At 42.6% G+C, this 22,621-nt stretch carries 23 protein-coding genes; 16 read left to right on the top strand and 7 right to left on the bottom strand.

Going from position 1 to position 22,621, the window contains the following annotated elements:
- Positions 1-159 precede the first annotated feature (159 nt).
- Positions 160-1,104 carry a ribosome biogenesis GTPase YlqF gene (gene ylqF, locus CHJ_RS22080; RefSeq protein WP_317919057.1) on the bottom strand — a complete coding sequence of 315 codons (945 nt, stop codon included), beginning with the start codon at positions 1,102-1,104 and terminating at the stop codon, positions 160-162.
- 487 nt (positions 1,105-1,591) lie between these two features.
- Here ylqF and CHJ_RS22075 point away from each other — a divergent pair, with 487 nt between their 5' ends.
- From CHJ_RS22075 to citG, 7 genes are all read left to right on the top strand, one after another.
- The gene (locus CHJ_RS22075) at positions 1,592-2,251 is read left to right on the top strand and encodes a hypothetical protein (RefSeq protein WP_317919056.1); all 660 of its coding nucleotides are present in this window, start codon (positions 1,592-1,594) and stop codon (positions 2,249-2,251) included.
- 202 nt (positions 2,252-2,453) lie between these two features.
- Entirely contained in the window at positions 2,454-3,155 is a 702-nt protein-coding gene (locus CHJ_RS22070; RefSeq protein ID WP_317919055.1) for a hypothetical protein, read from the top strand.
- 468 nt (positions 3,156-3,623) lie between these two features.
- Positions 3,624-3,920 carry a citrate lyase acyl carrier protein gene (gene citD / locus CHJ_RS22065; RefSeq protein ID WP_317919054.1) on the top strand — a complete coding sequence of 99 codons (297 nt, stop codon included), beginning with the start codon at positions 3,624-3,626 and terminating at the stop codon, positions 3,918-3,920.
- Positions 3,917-4,792, top strand: coding sequence for a citrate (pro-3S)-lyase subunit beta (gene citE / locus CHJ_RS22060; protein WP_171752575.1), 876 nt, complete (start codon positions 3,917-3,919; stop codon positions 4,790-4,792). The genes citD and citE overlap by 4 nt, the downstream gene beginning before the upstream one ends.
- A 15-nt stretch (positions 4,793-4,807) precedes the next feature.
- The gene (gene citF, locus CHJ_RS22055; RefSeq protein ID WP_171752574.1) at positions 4,808-6,337 is read left to right on the top strand and encodes a citrate lyase subunit alpha; all 1,530 of its coding nucleotides are present in this window, start codon (positions 4,808-4,810) and stop codon (positions 6,335-6,337) included.
- Between the two features lie 2 nt (positions 6,338-6,339).
- A complete protein-coding gene (citX, locus tag CHJ_RS22050; protein ID WP_317919053.1) occupies positions 6,340-6,867 on the top strand; it encodes a citrate lyase holo-[acyl-carrier protein] synthase in 528 nt (175 codons plus the stop codon).
- Positions 6,868-6,907: 40 nt separating this feature from the next.
- Positions 6,908-7,852: a triphosphoribosyl-dephospho-CoA synthase CitG gene (citG, locus tag CHJ_RS22045; protein ID WP_317919052.1), complete on the top strand. Its 945-nt coding sequence runs from the start codon at positions 6,908-6,910 to the stop codon at positions 7,850-7,852.
- A gap of 190 nt (positions 7,853-8,042) precedes the next feature.
- On the opposite strand, the gene CHJ_RS22040 is transcribed toward citG, so the two are convergent.
- Entirely contained in the window at positions 8,043-8,321 is a 279-nt protein-coding gene (locus CHJ_RS22040) for a hypothetical protein (RefSeq protein ID WP_317919051.1), read from the bottom strand.
- 194 nt (positions 8,322-8,515) lie between these two features.
- Between CHJ_RS22040 and CHJ_RS22035 the strand changes: the two genes are divergently transcribed.
- A complete protein-coding gene (locus CHJ_RS22035) occupies positions 8,516-8,890 on the top strand; it encodes a YbaN family protein (protein ID WP_317919050.1) in 375 nt (124 codons plus the stop codon).
- Between the two features lie 86 nt (positions 8,891-8,976).
- Here CHJ_RS22035 and CHJ_RS22030 read toward each other — a convergent pair whose 3' ends face one another.
- Entirely contained in the window at positions 8,977-9,852 is an 876-nt protein-coding gene (locus CHJ_RS22030) for a patatin-like phospholipase family protein (protein ID WP_317919049.1), read from the bottom strand.
- 193 nt (positions 9,853-10,045) lie between these two features.
- On the opposite strand from CHJ_RS22030, the gene CHJ_RS22025 reads away from it, so the two are divergent.
- Positions 10,046-10,189: a hypothetical protein gene (locus tag CHJ_RS22025; RefSeq protein WP_317919048.1), complete on the top strand. Its 144-nt coding sequence runs from the start codon at positions 10,046-10,048 to the stop codon at positions 10,187-10,189.
- Between the two features lie 105 nt (positions 10,190-10,294).
- On the opposite strand, the gene CHJ_RS22020 is transcribed toward CHJ_RS22025, so the two are convergent.
- On the bottom strand, positions 10,295-10,915 hold the full coding sequence (locus CHJ_RS22020; RefSeq protein ID WP_317919047.1) for a glutaredoxin: 621 nt from the start codon (positions 10,913-10,915) through the stop codon (positions 10,295-10,297).
- 205 nt (positions 10,916-11,120) lie between these two features.
- Between CHJ_RS22020 and CHJ_RS22015 the strand changes: the two genes are divergently transcribed.
- Positions 11,121-11,906: a helix-turn-helix transcriptional regulator gene (locus CHJ_RS22015; RefSeq protein WP_317919046.1), complete on the top strand. Its 786-nt coding sequence runs from the start codon at positions 11,121-11,123 to the stop codon at positions 11,904-11,906.
- Between the two features lie 118 nt (positions 11,907-12,024).
- On the opposite strand, the gene CHJ_RS22010 is transcribed toward CHJ_RS22015, so the two are convergent.
- The 3 genes from CHJ_RS22010 to CHJ_RS22000 form a co-directional block, all read right to left on the bottom strand.
- Entirely contained in the window at positions 12,025-12,690 is a 666-nt protein-coding gene (locus CHJ_RS22010) for a GntR family transcriptional regulator (RefSeq protein WP_317919045.1), read from the bottom strand.
- 240 nt (positions 12,691-12,930) lie between these two features.
- Positions 12,931-14,445, bottom strand: coding sequence for an aldehyde dehydrogenase (NADP(+)) (locus CHJ_RS22005; protein WP_317919044.1), 1,515 nt, complete (start codon positions 14,443-14,445; stop codon positions 12,931-12,933).
- A 12-nt stretch (positions 14,446-14,457) separates the two neighbouring features.
- Positions 14,458-15,459, bottom strand: a complete 1,002-nt coding sequence (locus CHJ_RS22000; RefSeq protein ID WP_317919043.1) for a 4-hydroxyproline epimerase — start codon at positions 15,457-15,459, stop codon at positions 14,458-14,460.
- A 110-nt stretch (positions 15,460-15,569) separates the two neighbouring features.
- Between CHJ_RS22000 and CHJ_RS21995 the strand changes: the two genes are divergently transcribed.
- From CHJ_RS21995 to CHJ_RS21970, 6 genes are all read left to right on the top strand, one after another.
- Positions 15,570-16,835 carry an NAD(P)/FAD-dependent oxidoreductase gene (locus tag CHJ_RS21995; protein WP_317919042.1) on the top strand — a complete coding sequence of 422 codons (1,266 nt, stop codon included), beginning with the start codon at positions 15,570-15,572 and terminating at the stop codon, positions 16,833-16,835.
- A gap of 148 nt (positions 16,836-16,983) precedes the next feature.
- Complete coding sequence (locus tag CHJ_RS21990; protein ID WP_317919041.1) at positions 16,984-18,063, top strand: polyamine ABC transporter substrate-binding protein; 1,080 nt, start codon at positions 16,984-16,986, stop codon at positions 18,061-18,063.
- Positions 18,064-18,129: 66 nt separating this feature from the next.
- On the top strand, positions 18,130-19,095 hold the full coding sequence (locus CHJ_RS21985) for an ornithine cyclodeaminase family protein (protein WP_317919040.1): 966 nt from the start codon (positions 18,130-18,132) through the stop codon (positions 19,093-19,095).
- Positions 19,096-19,173: 78 nt separating this feature from the next.
- A complete protein-coding gene (locus CHJ_RS21980; protein WP_317919039.1) occupies positions 19,174-20,088 on the top strand; it encodes a dihydrodipicolinate synthase family protein in 915 nt (304 codons plus the stop codon).
- Between the two features lie 131 nt (positions 20,089-20,219).
- On the top strand, positions 20,220-21,341 hold the full coding sequence (locus tag CHJ_RS21975; protein WP_317919038.1) for an ABC transporter ATP-binding protein: 1,122 nt from the start codon (positions 20,220-20,222) through the stop codon (positions 21,339-21,341).
- Positions 21,338-22,618, top strand: a complete 1,281-nt coding sequence (locus CHJ_RS21970) for an ABC transporter permease (protein ID WP_317919037.1) — start codon at positions 21,338-21,340, stop codon at positions 22,616-22,618. Before CHJ_RS21975 ends, CHJ_RS21970 begins: the two co-directional genes overlap by 4 nt.
- Positions 22,619-22,621 lie beyond the last annotated feature (3 nt).

Here is a 22,621-nt window from a genome sequence, read left to right as displayed (position 1 = left end):
GATGCTTTAAAACATTGAGAGAAAAAAGAGTCAGCCGATATAGCGACTGACTCTTATATTCATTACTCAAGTGACCTCAAGGTGCAGGGTTAAGAGCTGCATTAACAGGGTCAGTTCAAGAAAGATAAGCGAAGGAATGGCATTTCCTTGTAAGGTTATCTAACGCTTGTTTCTCAGATAGCGCCTGCGACGTTCCAATTTCTTCTTCGCTTTTAACTCTTCTTTTTGAGCGTTGTCTATTTCGACTTCCACTAGCTCTTTCGTGATCATCTCTGGTAGCTCTAGAGTGATATTCCCTAATGTCCCATCGCGCAGTTCATGAAGCAATATTTCTGAAGCTTTATGAAGATCGACTCTTCCTCCTGCACGTAAACAGCCTCTCTGGCGACCAATGGCTTCCATTAATTCCAGCTCTGTGGTCGGTAAATCTTCCAGCTTGTAACGATCTTTTAGCCGCTCAGGATAGTGAGAGGCCAAATATTCAACAGTATAAAATGCAACCTCATCATACTCCATCGCAGTATCTTTAATCGCGCCTGTGGCAGCCAAACGAAAGCCGCTGTGTGGATTTTCTACTTTGGGCCACAATATTCCCGGTGTATCTGAAAGAACAATACCGTTTTGTAAATTGATTCGTTGTTGACGACGAGTCACCGCTGGCTGATTGCCTGTTTGAGCGATGGTTCGACCTGCTAATGTATTAATTATGGTCGATTTACCGACATTCGGAATGCCCATAATCATGGTTCGGATGTTTTTGCCTAACTCTTCTCGGTGGGGAGCTAGTTTCCGGCAAAGCTCCATAATTTTATGCACTTCCTGAGGGTTAGCCGTCGTAATGGCCATCGCCTTCACTTGGTTTTCTTTTTCAAAATGGTCGATCCACAATTGGGTCAATTCTGGATCGGCAAGGTCTCTTTTATTCAGTACTTTAACGCAAGGTTTGTCACCACGAAGAGTAGAGATTAAAGGGTTTTCACTACTAAATGGAATTCTTGCATCAAGGACCTCGATGATGACATCTATTTGAGGGACAACTTCTTCAATTTCCTTTCGTGCTTTATGCATATGTCCCGGAAACCATTGGATTTTGTTGTTAACCATTAAAAATTTTGCCTTTATATATTTGTTTCGCTGATGGGGAATAAGATGGTTTCGCAAAGAAGAAGGATAAACATAGATGTAGTTTGCGCAATCATTGCTCTAAGGCCATCGTAGCGTTTGATGGCGGAATATTAACATTAATTAGTGCATGCTGGAATGTCATCAACATAGTTGTTGATAAGAATTATCAGCATTGAGCCGGTTAGCTGGCGCGAAACGGATGACCTCTGTATTTCAGTATACGTTAGGTCTGAAAACTACCTATGCATTTTATATAGCATTAACAGTGAAATTTTGATTTTGAAATGCTATATAACCTGAGTGCTTAGTCCGTAAAATTACCATTATCAGTATCTCTATTGGTTATGAAAAAATGGTAGATTTCGGCTTAGCGTTAAAGATATATCGAGCTTCAAGATCGATAAGTCAGAGTGAGTTAGTCGGTATACTCACGACAAAGGATCAAAAGCTGTCAGGTGTTGATGTAGTGACTATCAGTCGTTGGGAAAATGGTGTTGTTATGCCAAGCCATAAACGACAAGTTGACGTTTTTTCGGCGCTTGGATACTGCTATTTTGACTTCATAAATCACCACCGAGATGTGATTAAGGGTGAATGTGATTTCCCTAAGATAAAAAAAGCCTATGCGTGGGAAACATCTTATTCAGTTAAAGTTTGTGACATTAACTACCAAAAGATAAAACTGAAAATGTCTGAAGATGACACGGAATATTGTTTGTTATATTCAGATCCTTTAGGTGTTCCCGTTGGACATGTGAATTATAAATTGATTGATAAGGTTGGGCGTCGAGATAATTTACAGATTCAAGATGTAACCGAAATTAATAGCGAGAAAAAGCTAATTATAAAATATATTTTTTGCCTGGGAGAAGAGATTGCAATTCATATGTTAGGTTTGATATCTAGATGCATTTTGACCGGTTCGGTGAAATCGGTAGAATTTGTTAGTGGAAACAAAAAATCGGCAGAATTTCGATTCTTGAAATCACTTGGTTTTAAATCCGCAATGCACAATGTAGCAACCCCTTCAATTTCACTGTCATATTATGATGTAGTATTTAATCAAGAGCTATTTAACTGTACGCTAAAGTTAATTCATGAAGGAGCTATTCATGAAAATTGCTAAACGGTGTGTGCTTGCGTACGGCAAGGTTTTGTATATTTAAGAAATTTCTTATGTTTTAGTGGCCTTAGACTTATATATTTAATAACTTGATTGACTGAAAATATCACCACTTTGCATAAGTTTTGATTACGGTGTTATGGTTATAAATTTTGGATACATACTAAAAAAGGCGAGACATGAGCTAGGTATTAACCGAAGTGAGATGATATCGATACTAGATTTATCGTCAGAACATGGCAGCAATGCCGATACGGTTTCAGTTTGTCGATGGGAAAATAATACTATTTCTCCTTGTCATCGAAGACAGGTTGACTTGTTAAGACGACTGGGTATTGAGATGATTGATCTGGTGGATGAGCAAGCGTTAAATTTAGAGAAAGCGACCACTAAAAAACAAATTGTTGATAAGTATGTACCAGCCACATGTTGGGATTTTGCTGACGAAGTTAAAACAAACGGAGACATATATTTTAGGGAGATTACCGCAAATGATTGCAATGAATTCAGTTATATTTTCAGTGATGCTCATGGTGTAACAATAGGGCAGATTATATTTTCTATTAAACAGCAGGGTGATTTGTCAGATAATAAAGTTTTAGTAATAAAGTCTATATTTTGCAGTAATAAAGAGATTATGTTGAGAATATTAAATCTACTGTTGTCGAAAGTAGCTTCTCGTCAGGTATCCTCGATTATTTATACGGCGACAAGTAGAACATCGCATGTTATTAAATTTTTGAAAAAGATTGGATTTGAAAGTCACGTTAAAAAAGTGGATAGCTACCAAGTATCGTTAGCATACAAAGATGTGGTTGCTAATAATAAGCTTTTTATTCTTTCATGTGGCAATGTGTTCCTGAATAAATTTCTGCATGTTGATGAGGTTAAAGATTCTGCTCTTTAAACCATTAAGCTATGTGAGTATAAACGATTTAGTCAAAGTGATGTTTTCGGCTATGTTAAGTCGCTCTATCAATAGTCCTATTGATAGAGTTTTTTTTTGATTCTATATATTCTCAGCTGAAATTTATTTTGGTGATGATTAGCAACCGAATTGATAGCTTAGTTAACATACAATTATTTCTAAGCCTCTAAGCCTCTAAGCCTCTAAGCCTCTAAGCCACTTTGTGTAGTGAGTTCGAGGTGTCATCTCGAATGTGATTCAAAATAGTATCTCACTTGTAAGTACGATTTCTTCAAGCACGCTGCTTAAGTCGTTGGTTAATGCCGCTACAATTTTTTCTAATCTCCTTTGAAGTATGAACAAGGTCATTAAATTTCATTCATCAATTTAGTAAAATGGCAAAATACAGGTTAATAATACCGTCCAATTCTTAATGATTCATGAAATTTATACCTATAAGGAGCTAACATGCTTATCAGTCAGCGATCTTACGCTGGGACATTAGAATCAAGCGATTTGTTAGTGGAAGTCTTTCCATCGGAAACAAATGAACTCGAAATCGAAATTACCAGCTCTGTCGAAAAACAGTTCAAAAAAGCCATCTTAAAAGTTGTTCAGGACACCTTGTTTGAGATGCATGTCGAGACCGGTTGTGTAACCGTTAATGATAAAGGTGCGCTTGATTGCATCATACGCGCTAGAGTTCAGGCTGCAGTGATGCGAGCGACAGAAACTGAAGAGATTGAATGGAGCGTATTGTCATGAGTAAATTACGACGAAGTATGCTTTTCGTTCCTAGTTCAAATGCCGCCATGTTGAGCAATAGTTTTATCTATACCCCTGATGCCATTATGTTTGATTTGGAGGATTCGGTATCAATACGGGAAAAAGATACCGCAAGAATGTTGGTATTCAATGCTTTACAACATCCACTATATAAAGAGATAGAAACCGTTGTTCGCGTCAATAGCCTTGATTCTAAATATGGTCGCGATGATGTTAAAGCGGTAGTTAAGGCCGGGGTTAATGTCGTGCGCCTTGCTAAAACCGATACCGTTCAAGATGTTATTGATATGGAAAATGCCATCACAGATGCTGAAAAGCAGTTTGGACGAAAAGTAGGAAGCACGGGGATGCTGGCTGCGATTGAATCCGCTCAAGGTATCAATAATGCGGTAGATATCGCAATGGCTTCTAAACGCTTAATTGGTATAGCTTTGGGGGCGGAAGATTATGTTCGTGATCTAAAAACACAGCGGACCGCAGAAGGTACAGAGCTGTTATTTGCCCGATGCACTATTTTACAAGCGGCTCGTGCTGCTGGAATCATGGCGTTTGATACCGTCTATTCAGATGCAAATAATGAAGAAGGTTTCTTAAAAGAAGCGGCTCATATTAAATCCTTAGGGTTTGATGGAAAATCACTTATCAACCCACGGCAAATCGAACTGATACATAACTTGTTTGCTCCGACACAAAAAGAAGTTGATCACGCGATAGCCGTCATTGAAGCTGCGGAAGAAGCTGAGTCGCAAGGCATGGGTGTTGCTTCTCTTAATGGCAAAATGGTGGATGCTCCGGTCATTGAAAGAGCACGCTGGACACTACAACGTGCAGAATCTGGAATTAGGCAGTAATAGGCGGGATATCGAATGACAAAACTAAATGCTCTTAGCCGTGATATTGAGTTATCTGGCCAGCAACAAATTGAATTAAAAGCCTATATCGGGCCTCATGAACTAACACCGCAGTCTGTCGATAAATGCCATGTAAGTGATAGAAAAATTGCAGAAAATTTACGTGAAGCTATTGGCCGATCTGGGCTAAAAGATGGAGATACGGTCTCTTTCCATCACTCGTATCGTGGCGGCGATAGAGTGATTAACATGGCGATGAGCGTAATCGCTGAAATGGGTTTTAAAAACTTAACTATAGCTCCGAGCTCATTGACCGATGTGCACGCACCTATGGTTGAGCATATTAAAAATGGTGTTGTTAGCCAAATCTATACCTCTGGTCTTCGTGGTGAGCTTGCTGATGAAATTTCTCGCGGTTTATTGACCTCTCCGGTTCAAATTCACTCTCATGGTGGACGAGTCCATTTAGTTGATAGTGGTGAATTGAAGATAGATGTGGCGATACTTGGTGTGTCTACCGCAGATGAATTTGGTAATGCCAATGGGATCAATGGACAGGCTCGATGTGGCTCATTGGGCTATGCACAAATTGATGCCAAAAATGCCAACTATGTCATTTTAGTAACAGACCAAATCGTTCCATTTCCAAATATGCCTGCATCGTTGCAGCAAGACCAAGTCGATGCGGTTGTTGAAGTGGATGAAGTGGGTGACCCGTCGAAAATTGGCGGTGACGCCACCAGAATGACAACCAACCCTAGAGAGCTGCTTATTGCTCGTAAGGCCGCTGATGTTATCGAACATTCAGGTTATTTTGAAGACGGATTCTCATTACAGACAGGATCAGGAGGAGCATCGTTAGCAGTAACTCGTTTTCTAGAAGAGAAAATGCTTCGTAGTAACATTACCGCCAGTTTTGGATTGGGGGGAATAACTTCTACCATGGTGGATTTGCATGAAAAAGGGCTGATCAAAACGCTATTTGATGTTCAGTCTTTTGACTCTGACGCAGCAGATTCGTTAGCGAGAAACCCAAGCCATATTGAGATTTCGGCCAATCAATACGCGAATCCATCCTCTAAAGGGGCGGTTGTAGAACGATTAGATGTGGTTATTTTGAGTGCACTGGAAATTGATACTCGATTTAACGTGAATGTCATTACGGGATCCGACGGTGTCATTCGTGGCGCTTCGGGAGGTCATAGTGACACTGCCGCGTCAGCCAAGCTGACTATTGTTGTTGCGCCCCTCGTTCGAGGTCGAATTCCTACGGTAGTGAATTCGGTGCTCAATGTGGTCACGGTTGGGTCACAAATTGATGTATTGGTTACCGACCATGGTGTCGCTGTAAATCCGGAAAGAGTGGATGTCAAAGATAAATTGCAGCAGTGTGGTATCAAAGTGACAACCATCGAAGCCTTACAGCAGAGAGCAGAGATGCTTACAGGGAAACCTGAACCTATTGAGTATTTAGATAGAACTGTTGCATGTATTCGCTATCGAGACGGCACTGTTATTGACCTAATTAAACAAATCAAGGAATAAGCGTGTATTCAGGCCCAACAATATCGTTACAGCAGTTATTAACGAGCAGAGAGGAGAGAGCGGAAAAACAGAGAGCTTGGAGTAGAGAGCTTGCCGCTCCCTTAGTGAGTTTTACCATCAATATGGTTGGGCCAATAAAGCGAAATCAGATAGCGAAAACGGCATTTGATCACGGTATCCACGCAATCAAGGATGCTTGTGTGCTGCATGATATAGAGATAAAACGTGCTCAAGCGACGGATAACGATGCTGGTTACCAGATGCTGTTTTGCATGGCGAACATCGAAGCGCTGTATTTGAAAAAAATAATGTTAGCGATTGAAGAGACACATCCACTGGGGCGATTATTTGATCTCGATGTCATTGATTCTAAGGGTGTTCTATTGTCCCGTGATGACTTTGAGCTTGTTCGTCGTCGTTGCTTAATATGTGATGAACAAGCAAAAGTTTGCGCGAGAACTCAAGCTCATTCACTACAACAGCTAATTGAAAAAATGAGTGAAATGGTGAACGAGCTAGATAGCAAGTGAACTAGGCAGTATGCGAACTAACTAGTCAGTGAGACAAATAATGAATGTCCGTAATCCTATCCAATTATTATTGAATGAAAATGAGATTTTTCAGTCATCTTTATCAAATGGTAAACGCACCATAAACATTAGCGAACTGTGTGGTAACTTGGCTTATCACGCGATGATGTTGGAAGCTCATTTGACACCCAAAGCAGGGTTAGTGGATTGTCTCTCTAATGGTGCACATTCCGATATGGACATTGACACCTTTACTTCGAGTGCGGAAGTATTGCGCCCATTTATGACATCTTTTGTTGTGACGGGTTTCAACAACCATGCACTCTCGGCAAGTGAACTGCTAGGCGATTTAAGAGTGGTTGGAGTGGCCGCTGAGAAAGCTATGTTTACGGCGACCAAAGGCATTAACACGCATAAAGGAATGATTTTTACCTTAGGATTAATTTGTGGGGCAGTGGGTTGGCTATATCGCAATGCTCTACCGTTTAACGCTAAACATATTCGCACAGTGATTATTGAAGCGTGCTCGACCTTGGTGACACAAGAGCTCAGTTTGGCGAGGAGAAAACCAGAGAGTGCAGGCGAGAAGATCTATGCCAAATATGGCTTAACCGGTATTCGAGGAGAGGCGGCACAAGGCTATCCGACAATTTTTGATTACTCGTTGCCTTGTTATCAGTCGGCTATTGCTTGTGGTCAGTCAGAAGAACAAGCACTGTCACAGGCTTTACTGGTGCTAATGGCGCACAACTGTGATACCAACTTAATCAATAGAGGTGGAATCGCAGGACTAAAGTATGTCCAACATTACGCAAAACAGTTAGCCAACACAGTGGTGAGTACAGCTACAGAGTTTGAACAACATATACAAGAGTTTGATGAGTGCTTAATTGAGAGAAATCTTAGTCCTGGTGGCAGTGCCGATTTATTAGCGGCTACATGGCTGTTGTCCCAACTGAACCTATGCAGCAGTATAGCCAAATGACGTCAAGGTCTCGTTTTTTCTATAAATAGTGAATCACCTTAAAATCCAATCTATAGCGAAAGCAAAAAGTGGTATAACAAAAAGAGAGCTGTCATCAACAAGGGTGCTAGTGGTTGTTCATAATGTCTTAAAAAAAGAGCAATGAAAATGGCCTCATTGCTCTGTTCCAATTTCGTCCCTACAACAAGACCTATAAACTTAATTCAGCTGGAACAATATCTACGCGTTCATCTATTTCAATTTGATTTTGATATCCATAGCTATGTTCTTCACATAATGGAACTACGTATAAACGGTTGGCAGTGGCTGTTCTATGACTAACAAGAACACCATGTTGATGCTTATTGGTGCAGTTAGCCTCTGCGCAATAACAATAATCGCTCGTATTGAAATGACTCCAATAACTCAGCCAGTGTAGTCGTGATTTAGTCGTTAATTGTTGGTCTGACACATTGGTTACTATCATCATTTTGTCCTAATTAATAATTCACAAAGATTGTAATCAGCATGCCGTCGTCGTTTTATGAGCACTGGCGCAATAAATCGTGTGTTTAACAGAACAAAATGAATTTAATGGAATTAATCCTTATAGCGTCGGTGCTTGCTAATAGTAACTATTCGTAATAATGTGACGAAGCGATAAAATAGATAAGGGTAGAATGTGTGAAAAAGTGGTTTCTATTTTCACTTGGTTGGTTAGCGACAGGCTTAGGGTTTTTAGGTGTTTTTCTCCCTTTGCTACCGACGGTGCCATTTATTTTATTAGCCATGTACTGCTTTGGTCGTTCTTCGCCGCGGTTTCAGGTTTGGCTGGAAAACAACCGCTATTTAGGGGATACCGTACTGCGAATCAAGCAAGATCTTGGTTTAACACTTGCGGAGAAAAAGCGCATATTGCTGTTTAGTTGGTTGTCTATCTGCTTTACCGTGATTGTTATCCTCGAAAGCACTCATATCCGTTCAATGCTTCTGTTGATTTTAGCGATAGAAACTTGGGCAATAGTGCGAATGAAAACTTATCACCCAAGTCATGATTGAGTATGCAATCTAGGCTTATTACGAGCTTTGTAGACCTTTTGTTTACTGTTAGCTAATGCTTTATCGTTGATTTTACAAAGCCATTACTATTGACGAGCTTTAACGGCAAACGCCTCTTTTGCTGCATTATATCCGTACTGAACTAACTGCTCAGAAAGATCAAAATCAAAGGTTCCACATAGATTTTGTGGAATGTTGATGCTCATATCCGGCGGATAAGCTGCCAGTTTTTGTCGGGCAATGCTGCTTTGCATTGCGTCAAATGCTTGGTTAGCGATATCAAAGGCATCGAGATTGATATTGGTGGATTCCATCAGAGAATCTTGAATCTTATCAAGATAACCGGAGATTTTGCGCTGAAAGCTAGAGTCGACATTATCGTGGCTCTGTTTGAGCTCTAAAGGATGTGACATTAACTCACCTCCTAAATTTACTGCCAGTGTAAGATCGGTTTTATCACCAAACGTGGGTGCAATTGGGACAGGGTTCAATACTCCGCCATCCACAAGCAGCTCTCCATTTATCTCAAACGGGGTAAAAAATAACGGAAGAGAGATCGAAGCACGAATAGCATCAAACAGACTTCCAGAGTTTAGCCAAACTTCTTTTTCATCTGCCACGTTTGCCGCTACCGCAGTAAATGGAATGGATAACTGCTCAATCTTGGTGTCTCCAATTAGCTCAACAAGTTGATTAATGATCTTGTCTCCCTTGAATAACCCACTGGATTGCCATGAAATATCCAGCAATCTCGCCATAGAAATCTTATCGATTGCCGACATCCAGTGCGTAAACTCATCCAGCTTTCCGACTGCATAAATACCACCAATCAGGGCTCCGGCAGAGCAGCCAGAAATAGATTTTATTTGATAGCCATTTTCTTCTAACCATTGAATCACGCCAATATGAGCGAGACCTCGTGCTCCGCCACTACCTAAAACCAAAGAAACTGTCTGACCCATGATTAACTCCGTTGCATAACCTTTGTCAGATTGTACGCTATTTAGTTTGTATTGTGACTGTTTTTCCGTTGATTTCGCCGCTCAGTAAAACAGCAAAACCTGTGTTATAAATGTGATCTATCTCTTGATATTGACAATAAATGTGATTAAAATCACATTTATTGGATCGGTGAAAATTATAGAGGATTGGGTCATGGGACACGATATCGCAACGGCATTTATTGGTTATAAAGCGGCACAAGCTATGTTAAATGAACAAATGTACGGCACAGAGAAGAAAGCAGTGAAAAAATCGCTGTTGGCAAGAATATTTAGACGAAAAGCAACAGACGCATAATCGTATTTAATGATTTAGTGGAACAGAATAGTCGAAAAGCACTGCTAAACCGTTATCTGAGTAGCTAATATCAAAAAAAAAGCCCCGATTAATCGGGGCTTTTTTTTAACTAGCAGCTGAGTCTGCTTCTATTTCTATCACGTTATCAGGAACCGTTTCTAGATTATTGTCTTTTAACCATTTTTCTAAGTTATCAGCACCACCGATATACTTGTCTTCCATCCATATTTGAGGAACCGTCACCGGCGTTTTCTCACCAATAATGGCCTTCACTTCAGGAATCATTCTATAAAGTGCGGCACTATCTTTGACGACATCGAAATATTGGTAAGGAATCCCGGACTTATCCAGCATCTCTTTTGCTTTGACACAGTATGGGCATGTCGCTTTACCAAAGACAATGTTGCCTTTAAGCTGGTCACGATTGGTCCACTCTTTGATAACGGACTGCACTAGCACACCACGATTCAATGCTTCGCCTTGGCTTATTACTTTACCTTCTACAACTAAGATAGGAGCATGCCATGAGCCTAGCTTCAATGGCTCCCACCAGTGAGATAGCCAATCCTTCACTTCTAACTCCACAGGTACGTCTTTTAGTTCATTGGCGAATGTATCGGTAAGAATATCTTTTGTGAGGGTACATTCACCACAAGGGATTTTAACGCTAAATGGTCCCCAACTTCCTGCCCAGCGATAGAGAGTGATTTTAATAGGATCTGCCATATCAATTATCCATTTTAAGTATTTGTATCAGATAAGAACAAAGTAACTCTGATTTAATTTCAACAAAAGTAAAAAAAGATAATGATCGCTCTATTTCGAGTCAACCTTATGAGCAGAGCAGAGCAGAGCAGAGCAAGTAGCTATTGCCGCTATGATCTTATTTGAGATATATTGTGTTAATCCGTCAATGATAGTGTTTGAGCCCATGAAAGCATCGCCGTTTGTACATCCTTCGTTAACGATTGATTCACCGCCATCAGAGCTGTTTTTTAATTTTGACGCATTTAGAGAAAATACCGAAACACGGTTGCATTCGCATCATTGGGGTCAATTGCAGATTGTTTCTGGTGGAACTCTTGAACTTAAAGCAGAAGAGACGCGTTATATTGCGCCTCCCCACTTAGCGATCTGGATACCACCGGGAGTGGCTCATTGTAACTATAATAAGCGACCTCTTATCTACTGTTCCTTGAACATTGATCCAAGCAAGATTGTCGATATGCCAACGCATACCTGTTTACTGTCAATTTCAGCGATTGTTTCGGCCATTATTGATGACTTTCGACAACGACAAATAACGGTGGCTAAATCGATACCAGATCAACGCTTAGCGAACGTCCTGCTTGATCAACTTGCGTTGTGTCAACAGCAACAACACTTTTTACCGAGTAGCGATCATAAATTACTGCGACCGATTTTGTCGGTATTAGAAGAGAACCCGACGGACAACACTAGCTTAAAGGAGTGGGCGGCGAAAGTGCACACTACAGAGAGAACGTTAGCTAGGTATTGCCAGCAAGAATTGACCATGAGTTTTACTGAGTGGCGGATAAGAGCGAGATATTTGCACTCGATGACTCTACTCAAATCAGGTATGTCGGTTAAAGAGGTGGCGCTCACGTTAGGTTATCAGCAAGCTAGCCCTTTTATAGCTATGTTTAAAAAGTACTCAGGAGAGACGCCTGAACAGTACAAAATTCGTTTGCGTTGATGGGTCTAACGCCACCAATACAAAATGTTTGAGCAATCAAATAAGGCTCTGTATCAGAGCCCTATGGTTTTATACTTTATCCGATGCTATCTAGCAGAAGTAACACGCAAAATATGGTCTATTTTTGCCGTTCCACTAGCAGATCACGTATGGCGGCACCTGCTTCTAATATGTGCTTTTTAAGCACATATTTTGCTCCTTCAATATCGCGGTTTCTACACATTTCTAGTAGCGCCATATGCTCCTTATCTGCTTTTTCCGTTCCTTCGGTAAACAGCAGTTGCATGCGAATGTAGCGGTCACACTTGGTATTTAAGTTATAGATGACATCCATAGTTTCAGGCATATTCGCAGGCGAGTAGAGTGCTTTGTGCAATTCATAGTTATGGTTGCTCCACTCTTCGACTTCATCACCTCGGCTGACCAGTTCATCAAAGTGCTGACGTATCTGGTTGGCACGTTCGAGATCATCACTCGTCATGTTCTGGATTGCACGTTCGAGAATATGGCATTCAACAACGGCTCGTAACTCAAACAGTTCGTCGATCTTATCCGGTGACAGTTCCGTCACGGTAGCCCCTTTGTGAGCCTCAAAACTGACTAAGCCTTGTGCTTCAAGCTGCATTAAGGCTTCACGCACAGGAATACGACTTACATTGAACTCTTTTGCCAAGGCGTCTTGTCTTAAAGGTTGACCAGTTTTAAGCTCACCTTTAAGAATTTTACTTCGAATGGCTTCTTCAACTAATTGGGTACGAGTTTTAAACACAGGCTTTTGTGACATCCACCTCTCCAACTATAGGAATTTTTAATATTGTATTCAATATACTATTTTAGCCATAGATTGCGACCCTCATGCTATAAGTAACTCAGCAATTTGGGCGCTAGGTCATATGGTTACTATAACCAACCCTTCGATTTCCATCGGCTGAAAAAGCCATTACTCATATTTTGTACGCATGTCGTGGCAGTTCACTGGCAATTAACAACAGAGAGTTAAAAATAGACAGTTAACAACAGACAGTTAACAACCATCTACTGACTGACGAACGTTAAGCGCATTTTCATTCTTTAATGCATCAGGCAGTAGTTCATTAGGCAGAGATTGGTAAGCAACTGGGCGTAACCAACGTTTTATTGACTCTGCACCGACAGAGGTACTGGCTGACATGGTAGACGCAGGATACGGTCCTCCATGAACCATCGCATAGCTGACTTCTACACCTGTAGGCCAGCCGTTGAATACCACTCTTCCTGCGATTTCTTCTAAATGTGGTATTAACTTGGCGGCAACTGGATAATCTTCTTGTTCTGCTTGAATCGTTGCGGTTAAGCTTCCGGCTAACTCTTGGCTAAGCGTTATCATTTCATGGTCATCTTCACAAACAACAATAGTAGACTGCGGTCCAAAGATCTCTTCTTGCCACTGAGGGTTGTCACGCCACTGAATGGCATTAGTTTCAAATACCATTGCGGCTACGTCATGGTGTTGTGAGGAGCGGGTTTGTGCCAAGCCTGATTGAGCTGCACGCTGTTGACACTGCTGAATGTAGTTTTGTTTGATGCCAGAAGTGAGCATGGTCTGTTCTGGTTGAGCTTGAATACCCTGTTTTACATGGGAAAGAAATTGCTCTGTTGCTGCTCCTTGTGCAACAAACAGCACCGCTGGCTTGGTGCAGAACTGACCACAGCCCATACTCATTGAAGTTAGAAATTCATCCGCTAAAGATTGTGGATTTTTTCGCATGCGATTTGACAAAATAAATACAGGATTTGATGCTCCAAGTTCACCATAAAATGGGATTGGTTTTGTTCTTTGGTTCGCCAGATCGAAAAGTGCGCGGCCACCATGAATCGAACCAGTAAAACCAATAGCCGAAATTAATGGATGAGTGACCAGCGATTGGCCAAGCTCGTGACTGGTGCCTTGAAGTAACGCAAATATCGCTTGTGGCATAGCCAGTTGTTTGAGTGCGTTCGCAATACACTTTGCAACGATTTCACTGGTTCCGGGATGGGCAGGGTGGCCTTTCACAATGACTGGGCATCCTGCGGCGAGTGCTGAAGCTGTATCGCCACCTGCGGTTGAAAAAGCCAGTGGGAAATTGGATGCACCAAAAACAGCAACAGGCCCTATGGCGATATTTTGGCTACGAATGTCAGGTTTTGCTAGTGGTGCTCGTTCAGGATTGGCGGTATCAAAAATGGCGTTTTGCCATAATCCACCCTCGACAACACTGGCAAAGAGATTAAGTTGTCCTGTGGTACGGCTTAGTTCTCCGTTGAGTCTAGCGAGCGGTAGAGCAGATTCCAGATGTGCTCGATTTACTATGGACTCTCGTTGAGTCTCTAAGCAGTCAGCAATTGTTCTTAGCAGTTGACCTCGCTTGAGCGGAGAGGCGCGACGAAACTGCAGTGCGACTTCGTTCGCGGCAGTTGCTGCTAGGTCAACATCTTGTTGAGAATGCTGTGGAAACAGACCTTCAATAGGCCGTTCGGTTGCCGGGTTGATGGCGGCAAAATTATCAGTATCAATCATTGGGGTTCCTAGTTATTTTAGCTCAAATCCATGTGCGTAAGGGTCTTGATCATCGACCCAGATTGTATTGTGACCGGTAACGTGGGCCCATCCCTCTACGCTAGGTAGAATGGCAAGGTTACCGTTAACTTCGGTGGTGTCTTCGATACGACCAGTAAATAAGCTGCCTATGATGCTTTCATGGACGAAATCTTCTCCTACTTTGAGTTTTCCTTTGGCGTGCCACTGCGCCATTCTGGCACTGGTTCCTGTACCACACGGGGAGCGGTCGAGGGCTTTTTCTCCATAGAAAACGGCATTTTTAGCGATCGCCTCCGGTTGAGTTGGCGTGCCTGTCCATAATACGTGTGAGACACCACAAACCGTTGGATCATCTGGGTGGATGCATTCCACAACATTAGAGACCGCTTCTCTCACCTTAGGACTATGCATCAATATTTGGTCTGAACTATAGTGCTCTAGCCCTAGATAATTTTCTTGTGGGTCAACGATGACATAGAAATTGCCCCCGTAAGCAACATCAACAGTGATGGTGCCAAGGCCTTCAATATCAACGGTAATGTCTTGATGGGCGAGGTAGGCGGCAATGTTAAAGATCTTAACTGAGGTCACCTTATCTCCTTTTTGTTGATAGTGGACCTCTATTTGACCGGCTGGGACATCTAAAATGAGCTTGCCTTCCTGTTTTGGGGTGATGAGTTTGTGCTCTAAAGCGGAGGTGACGGTGCCAATTGTTCCGTGGCCACACATTGGCAGGCAGCCACTGGTTTCGATAAAGAGTATTGACGCATCAGCGTTGTCACTGCACGGCGGAAGTACAACTGACCCAGACATCATGGCATGACCACGAGGCTCAAACATTAAAGCCTGACGAATCCAATCGTAGTTTTTTAGAAAGTACTGACGTTTTTCACTCATGGTATTACCCACTAGCGGTGGCACTCCCCCCGCAACCAGTCTAACTGGGTTTCCACAGGTATGAGCATCAATACAAAAGAAAGTGCCTTGTCTCATTTCTCGCTCCTTGATCATGAAATTAGTTGTAGTGCTGGGTTTGAATGTTATCGTAATGTTAAGTATATTTTATACAATTTTATACGGTAAACGTGATAAGGAGCAAAATAATGGTGAACAAAATTTCATCAGACGACACCAAGGTTGCAGTAATTGGAGCGGGAGTAATTGGCTTATGTATCGCTTTAAAGCTTCAGTTAGAAGGCAAAAGAGTTACGCTGTTTGAACGTGCTGATGCGGCTGAAAAATGTTCAAAAGGCAATGCGGGTCATTTTGCCACTGAACAGGTTTTTCCATTGGCGACGCCGAGCTTACTTCCTCAATTACCCAAGATGTTACTTTCTACGACAAGCCCTGTTTCAATTCGTTTTCAAGATCTGCCTAAAACCGCTGGCTGGATGCTTCATTTTTTGTCGAAAGCGAGGAAGTCTCCAACCGAACATGCCACACAAGCGTTAACGGAACTTAATTCTCATGCAATGAAAAGTTGGCAGTTATTGCTTGAACAAGTTGGGCTGTCTCAGCTGATTATTCACAAGGGATCTCTGCTTTGCTTTGAAAGTGACAAACTATTTGGCAGTTATCAAACGACGCTTAAAGCGTTAGACAGTCGGGGAGTTCGCTATCAAGTTTGGCAGGCGGATAAACTGCACCAACAAGTACCAAATCTTTCTGATAAGGTAAAATTCGGAGTGTTTTTTCCTGACACGTCCCATAGCTTGAACCCTTATACACTGTGCCTTGAGCTAAAGCGTTGTTTTATTGAGTTGGGTGGCGTCTGGCTAAATGAAGATGTAACTGATGCCTACTCATACTCTGACGGCGGCGTGGTGGTTACACAAAATGATGCTCACTCGACAAACTATACTGTGGTGGCATGCGGGGCGGAATCTGTGCCATTAATCAAAAAGATTACCGGTATTTCTATCCCTCTTCAGGCAGAGCGTGGTTATCATCTTATGATGCCTAAATTAAAACAGTTATTACCCTTTCCAATCAGTTCCGCTGACAGGAAGTTTATAATGACTCCAATGGAGAAGGGGTTACGCCTAGCTGGAACGGTGGAGTACGCTGCCCTCGATTCTCCGGCCAATTATAAGCGAGCAAAAATGCTAAAAGGGTTGGCTAAAGAGGTATTAACTGACGATATCGATTTTGCAGAAATGGGGGAAACTTGGATGGGTAATCGTCCTTCACTGCCCGATTCATTACCTATTATTGATCAGGATAAAACGGGTCAGATTCTGTTTTCTCTAGGGCATCAACATCTTGGCCTTACTCAAGCCGCAGTCACTGCCGATTTGATTAGCCAGCTTATTAACCAGCAAAAAACAGTGGTTAATCTTTCACCATTTAAGCTAGATCGCTTTTGTTAAATTTTTTTGAAATTAAATATTGTATAAAATATACAAGTGCATTATGTTAATAAAAAGTTAAATTATATAACGATGCCTAACAGCGGTATCCAGGCGTCTATAAATTCGGGAGTGTCCCGATAAGACAACAAAAAAGGAGCACAACATCATGTCAAGAAAGACATCCACTTCACTTGCACTTTTGGTATCTGGAATGCTGTTAGGAACATCTAGTGCAGCATACTCAGAGCAACAGTTGACCGTTGTTTCATGGGGCGGGGCATTTACTAAGAGCCAAGTAGAGGCGTACCACAAACCCTTCATTGAAGAGACCGGTGTAGATCTTGTCTCAGAAGACTTTAGTGGTGGCCTTGCAGAAATTAAAGCGCAAGTCGAAGCGAATAAAGTGCGTTGGGACTTAGTTTCTCTCGATAAGCCGGACATTGTCCGTGGTTGTGCTGAAGGGCTACTTGAAACCGTCGACCCAAGCATTTTACCTGCGGGATCTGACGGAACCCCAGCGGCTAAAGATTTTATTCCGGGTGCAATTCATGAGTGTGCAGTTAACACCATTGTGGTCTCGACGGTACTGACGATCAATGAAGAAGCGTTTAACGGTAAATCTGCACCAAGTAAACTAACGGACCTGTTCGATTTGGCAAATTATCCCGGCCGCCGTGCATTACAAAAAATGCCGCAAGGTAACCTTGAGTGGGCATTGATAGCTGACGGCGTTGCACCACAAGAGGTGTATGAAATGTTAGAGACAGCAGAAGGTCGCGCAAGAGCATTTGCTAAGTTAGACACCATCAAGTCGGATGTGATTTGGTGGACTACCGGTGCGCAACCTCCTCAAATGTTGGCGGACAAAGAGGTGGTAATGGCTTCGGCGTTTAATGGCCGTATTCATAGTGCAACAAAAGAAGAAGGTCAGCCATTCAAAATTATCTGGGATCATCAACTCGGTTATATGAACGGCTGGGCCATTCCAAAAGGCAGCCCAAATACCAAGCTAGCGCTAGAGTTCATTAAGTTCTCTTCTGGTACTAAACCATTGGCAGACCAAGCAAAATATGTTGCTTATGGCCCAACGCGTAAATCATCGTCAAAGCTGATTAACAAAGAGACTCTGGCAAGTCTGCCAACAGCGCCTGCTAACTTCACCAATGCATTTTTGATTAATGATGAGTGGTGGTCGGATTATGCAGATGAGTTGAATGAAGAGTTCAACACTTGGTTGCTTAACTAAATCCGCAAAACGAATAGAAAATTGGAGTGGGCTTGCTCTCACTCCAAACGTAAAGCTGGAGGCAAAATGATCTATCTAGAAGCAGAGCAAGTCGTTGAGAGTTTGTCGATGTCTGGTTTGATTCGCTCTATGCGTGAAACTTATCAAGAACAGGCGGTAATTCCTCAACGCAATGTGATGCCACTGGAAGAGGGAAACTATGATGCGTTTGCTCTTCTTCCGGCATGGAATAAGAGTTTAATTACCGTTAAAGCGTTCACTTATTTTCCCAACAACATGGCTAAGGACAAAGACAGTCTCTCTTCTAAAATACTGGCGTTTAACCGTAGCGATGGTGAGCCTTTGGCGTTGTTGGATGGCAAGGTGTTAACGTATTGGCGTACGGCTGCGGCTTCGGCGTTGGCGGCGGATTACTTAGCTCGTGATGACGCATCCAGCCTTATTCTCTGTGGAACGGGCAACTTAGCGCCTTATATTGCTTGGGCTTATGCGGCGGTTAGACCGTTAAAACAGGTAATGGTATGGGGAAGAGATAAACAGAAGGCAGCGTCAACGGTAGATGCCATTCAATCGGGTCATGAATATCTCTCTTTGCCGGAAGAGAAGCGTTATAAGGTGAACGTTATTGAATCGGTGGATGAGCATCTGATGGCTACGGATATGATCTGCTGTGCAACAGGCTCAAAAACGCCGCTTTTCGATGGGCATCAACTTAACTCGGGTACCCATGTCGATCTTATCGGTAATCATGATCAAGACAAACGTGAATGTGATAGTAAAACCGTGTCTCGGGCGTCGGTGTTCGTTGATAGTAAAATTAATGTATTAGCCGAGGCAGGGGATTTGTTGATTCCGATTGATGAGGGGCTTTTTTCTGAGCAGGAGATTAAAGGAGAATTAGCGGATCTCTGCTTAGGCCGTTGCTCTGGTCGAACATCGTCACAAGAGATCACATTATACAAATCTGTAGGTAGCGCACTTGCTGATCTCGCTGGAGTGAAGTTCATCCTTCAGCAAAAACAAATTATTTAACGGGGTTTGCCCTAATACTGTGGGAAACATTCAGTGTGTTTTCTAAAATTGCATAAAATATACAAATGGAAGGTAAGAATGAAAGTTGATTGGAAAGGTGTCTACCCAGCGGTCAGTACTCAATTTCGAAGTGATCAAAGCATTGACCTAGATGCGACTCAAACCGTTATTGATAACCAAATTAAAGACGGTGTTAACGGCATTATCTGTTTAGGCACGGTAGGGGAAAATTGTGCTCTCTATCCTGAAGAGAAGCGCCAAATATTAACCGCTGCAGAAGAAGTCGTCGCGGGTCGTGTTCCTCTTATTGCAGGAACAGCAGAGTCGATAACTACTGCGGCTGTTCAGTATATGCAAGACGCATTAAAGATCGGCGTAGACGGTTGTATGGTCATGCCGGCCATGGTTTATCGTACTTCTGATAGTGAAACCGTGGATTATTACAAGGCATTAGCACAAGCGACACCAGAGATGCCCATCATGATTTACAACAACCCGGTGTCGTATGGTGTGGATGTTAATTTGGATCTTATGGCTCAGCTTGCTGAATGTGACAATATTGTAGCGGTTAAAGAGTCGACAACAGATACACGTCGTATTACAGAGCTTTATAATCGATTTGATGATCGTTTTACGGTATTCAGTGGTGTGGATGATATTGCACTAGAATCTCTTATGTTAGGTGCGACGGGGTGGATATCTGGTTTAACAAATGCTTTCCCAGCAGAATCGGTCGCCATCTATAAACTGGCTAGCCAAGGGCGATATGCGGAAGCGTTAGAGATCTACCGCTGGTTCTTGCCGCTGCTTCGATTAGATACCATCCCAACCTTAGTTCAGTGCATTAAGTTGGCTGAACAGGTGTGTGCTCGAGGCTCTGAGCAGGTTCGAGCTCCGAGACAAATGCTGAAAGGAAAGGAGCGAGCAGAAGTGATTGCCTTAGTTGAACAATCGATAGCGACTCGACCAGATTTGAGTAAGTATAAATTATAAAGTAATCAACAGACGCTAATGTATGGCGGGCATGCTGTCCGCCCTAATCCAGTTACGTAAACGGCTTATTATGAGGTTAAGTCTTTTACTTATCTGGATTAAACCAAGGGTTTAATAAAAAGGGACGACCAATGACATTGCAAAAGGAATACGTCAGCTTCCAACATGTGCAGAAGACTTATGATGGTGAAACGTTAGTAGTGAAGGACTTTAATCTGGCAATTGAGCCGGGAGAGTTTGTCACTATGCTTGGTCCATCGGGCTCAGGGAAGACGACCTGTTTAATGATGCTGGCAGGCTTTGAGACAGCGACGGGAGGAGAGATTTATATTGACGGTATTCCCGTTAACAATTTGGCTCCGCATAAACGTGATATTGGTATGGTGTTCCAAAATTACGCTCTATTTCCACACATGACGATTGCAGAAAATCTCGCTTTTCCGCTTAAAGTACGCGACATGTCAGACGAACAAGTAAAAGCTAAAGTGGCGGATGCGTTGAACATGGTTGAGCTAAATCATGTTGCTAATCGTTACCCTAAACAATTGTCTGGTGGTCAACAACAGCGTGTCGCGCTGGCACGTGCCTTAGTGTTTGAACCTAAATTGGTGCTAATGGACGAACCCCTCGGAGCGTTAGATAAACAGCTTCGAGAGCAGATGCAGATGGAAATAAAACATCTGCACGAAAAGCTGGGAATTACCATTTTGTATGTCACTCATGATCAAGATGAAGCTCTGACCATGTCAGACAGAATCGCAGTGTTTAATAATGGTGCTGTGCAACAGCTTGCCTCACCGACGGAGCTGTATGAATCTCCAAGCAATGCATTTGTCGCACAGTTTATCGGTGAGAATAACCAAATTAAAGGCCGGGTTGAATCTCTAAACAGTGGGACTTGTAAGGTTCAAGTTGGCAGTAAAACTGTTCTTGCTACTGCCGTTGCGGTTAATCAACCTCAACAAACAACGTTGCTATCTATCCGTCCTGAGAAAATCTCCATCGCTCCTCAACAAGATCAGTGCAACAACATCGTGACAGGTACTCTGAAAGAGCTTATCTATCATGGAGATCACCACAGGCTAGTGATTGATGTTGAAGAAATCGGAGAGTTAGTGGTTAAAGTAACCAACTCTCGTAGCCACGAGGCCAGTTTTACCCCAGGGGCAGAATATAGTATTGGTTGGCATAGTGACGATTGTCATGCACTTGATAATGACTCCATCACTCAGCCATTAGGAGCGGCGGCATGAGTAGAGAGCTAACGAGCTTGGAGTCAGTGACAGCCATTGCGGATGAGCTGTCTAAACCTCCAGCGACATTGAAAGCACAGCTTCAAAAAGCGGAACGCAAGAAACAGATTCGTTCAGTACTTTTGATCCTACCATTGGTGGCATTTATTTGTGTCTCGTTTGCTTTTCCACTAGTTGAAATGCTTTATCGCAGCGTGGATAACCAAAGTGTGCCGAGCGCCTTCCCTGAAACGTCTCAATCTATTGAGCAGTGGGATTACGATGGTTTGCCTACGCTTGAGACGCAACAAATTTTTATGGCAGAACTGAAACTCGCTCATCAAAATAAGTCATTACCCAAGTTAGCGAGTAGATTGAACATAGAAGTTTCAGGTATGCGTAGCTTACTGATGAAAACAGGAAGAAAGCTCAGCAAAGCCAGCGCAATGCCTAGTTCATTGCAGGAAATTAAAACGCTCGATAAACGTTGGGCTAAGACCAAGTATTGGTCAGCAATTAAGACGTTAAGCGCTCCCTATACTCTTAGCTACTATTTGGCGGCGTTAGATATGCGCTACGACGAGTCAGGCTCTATTACCATGCAGCCAGAAACACGTCAGGTCTATGTCGATCTATTTATGAAAACTTTCGGTATGTCGCTTGCTATCACCTTAATCTGTTTGCTAATGGCGTATCCAGTTTCATACCTTTTATCCAGCTTGCCTGATAAAAAGGCGAATCTGTTGCTCATCGTGGTGCTGTTGCCTTTTTGGACCTCACTGCTGGTGCGTACGACCTCTTGGATTGTCCTGTTACAGAACCAAGGTGTACTGAATGATTTGCTGATCTGGTCAGGCCTGAGTGATGATCGTTTGGCAATGATTCATAACACCTTTGGCACAATTGTCGCTATGGTTCATATACTATTGCCGTTTATGATCTTGCCGCTATACAGTGTAATGAAAGGCATTAGCCCAAGTTACTTTCGAGCAGCGCGTTCTCTTGGTGCTGCTCCGGCTACCGCGTTTATCAAAGTCTACATGCCGCTGACCTTGCCAGGGGTAGGGGCCGGTGTTTTGTTAACCTTTATTCTATCGATTGGTTTCTATATTACCCCCGCACTGGTTGGCGGAAGAAGTGGTCAAATGATTTCCAACATGATCGCTTACCATATGCAAACCTCGCTCAATTGGGGGATGGCTGCAGCGCTCGGAGGGTTGTTACTTGCCGTTGTTACCCTCCTGTTTTATGTGTTTAACTGCGTTGTTGGAATCAACAATATAAAAGTTGGAGGATAAAGG

Source organism: Vibrio sp. MACH09, from assembly GCF_033238805.1.
Taxonomy (GTDB): Bacteria; Pseudomonadota; Gammaproteobacteria; order Enterobacterales; family Vibrionaceae; genus Vibrio.
This window is presented reverse-complemented; position numbering and strand designations above follow the sequence as displayed.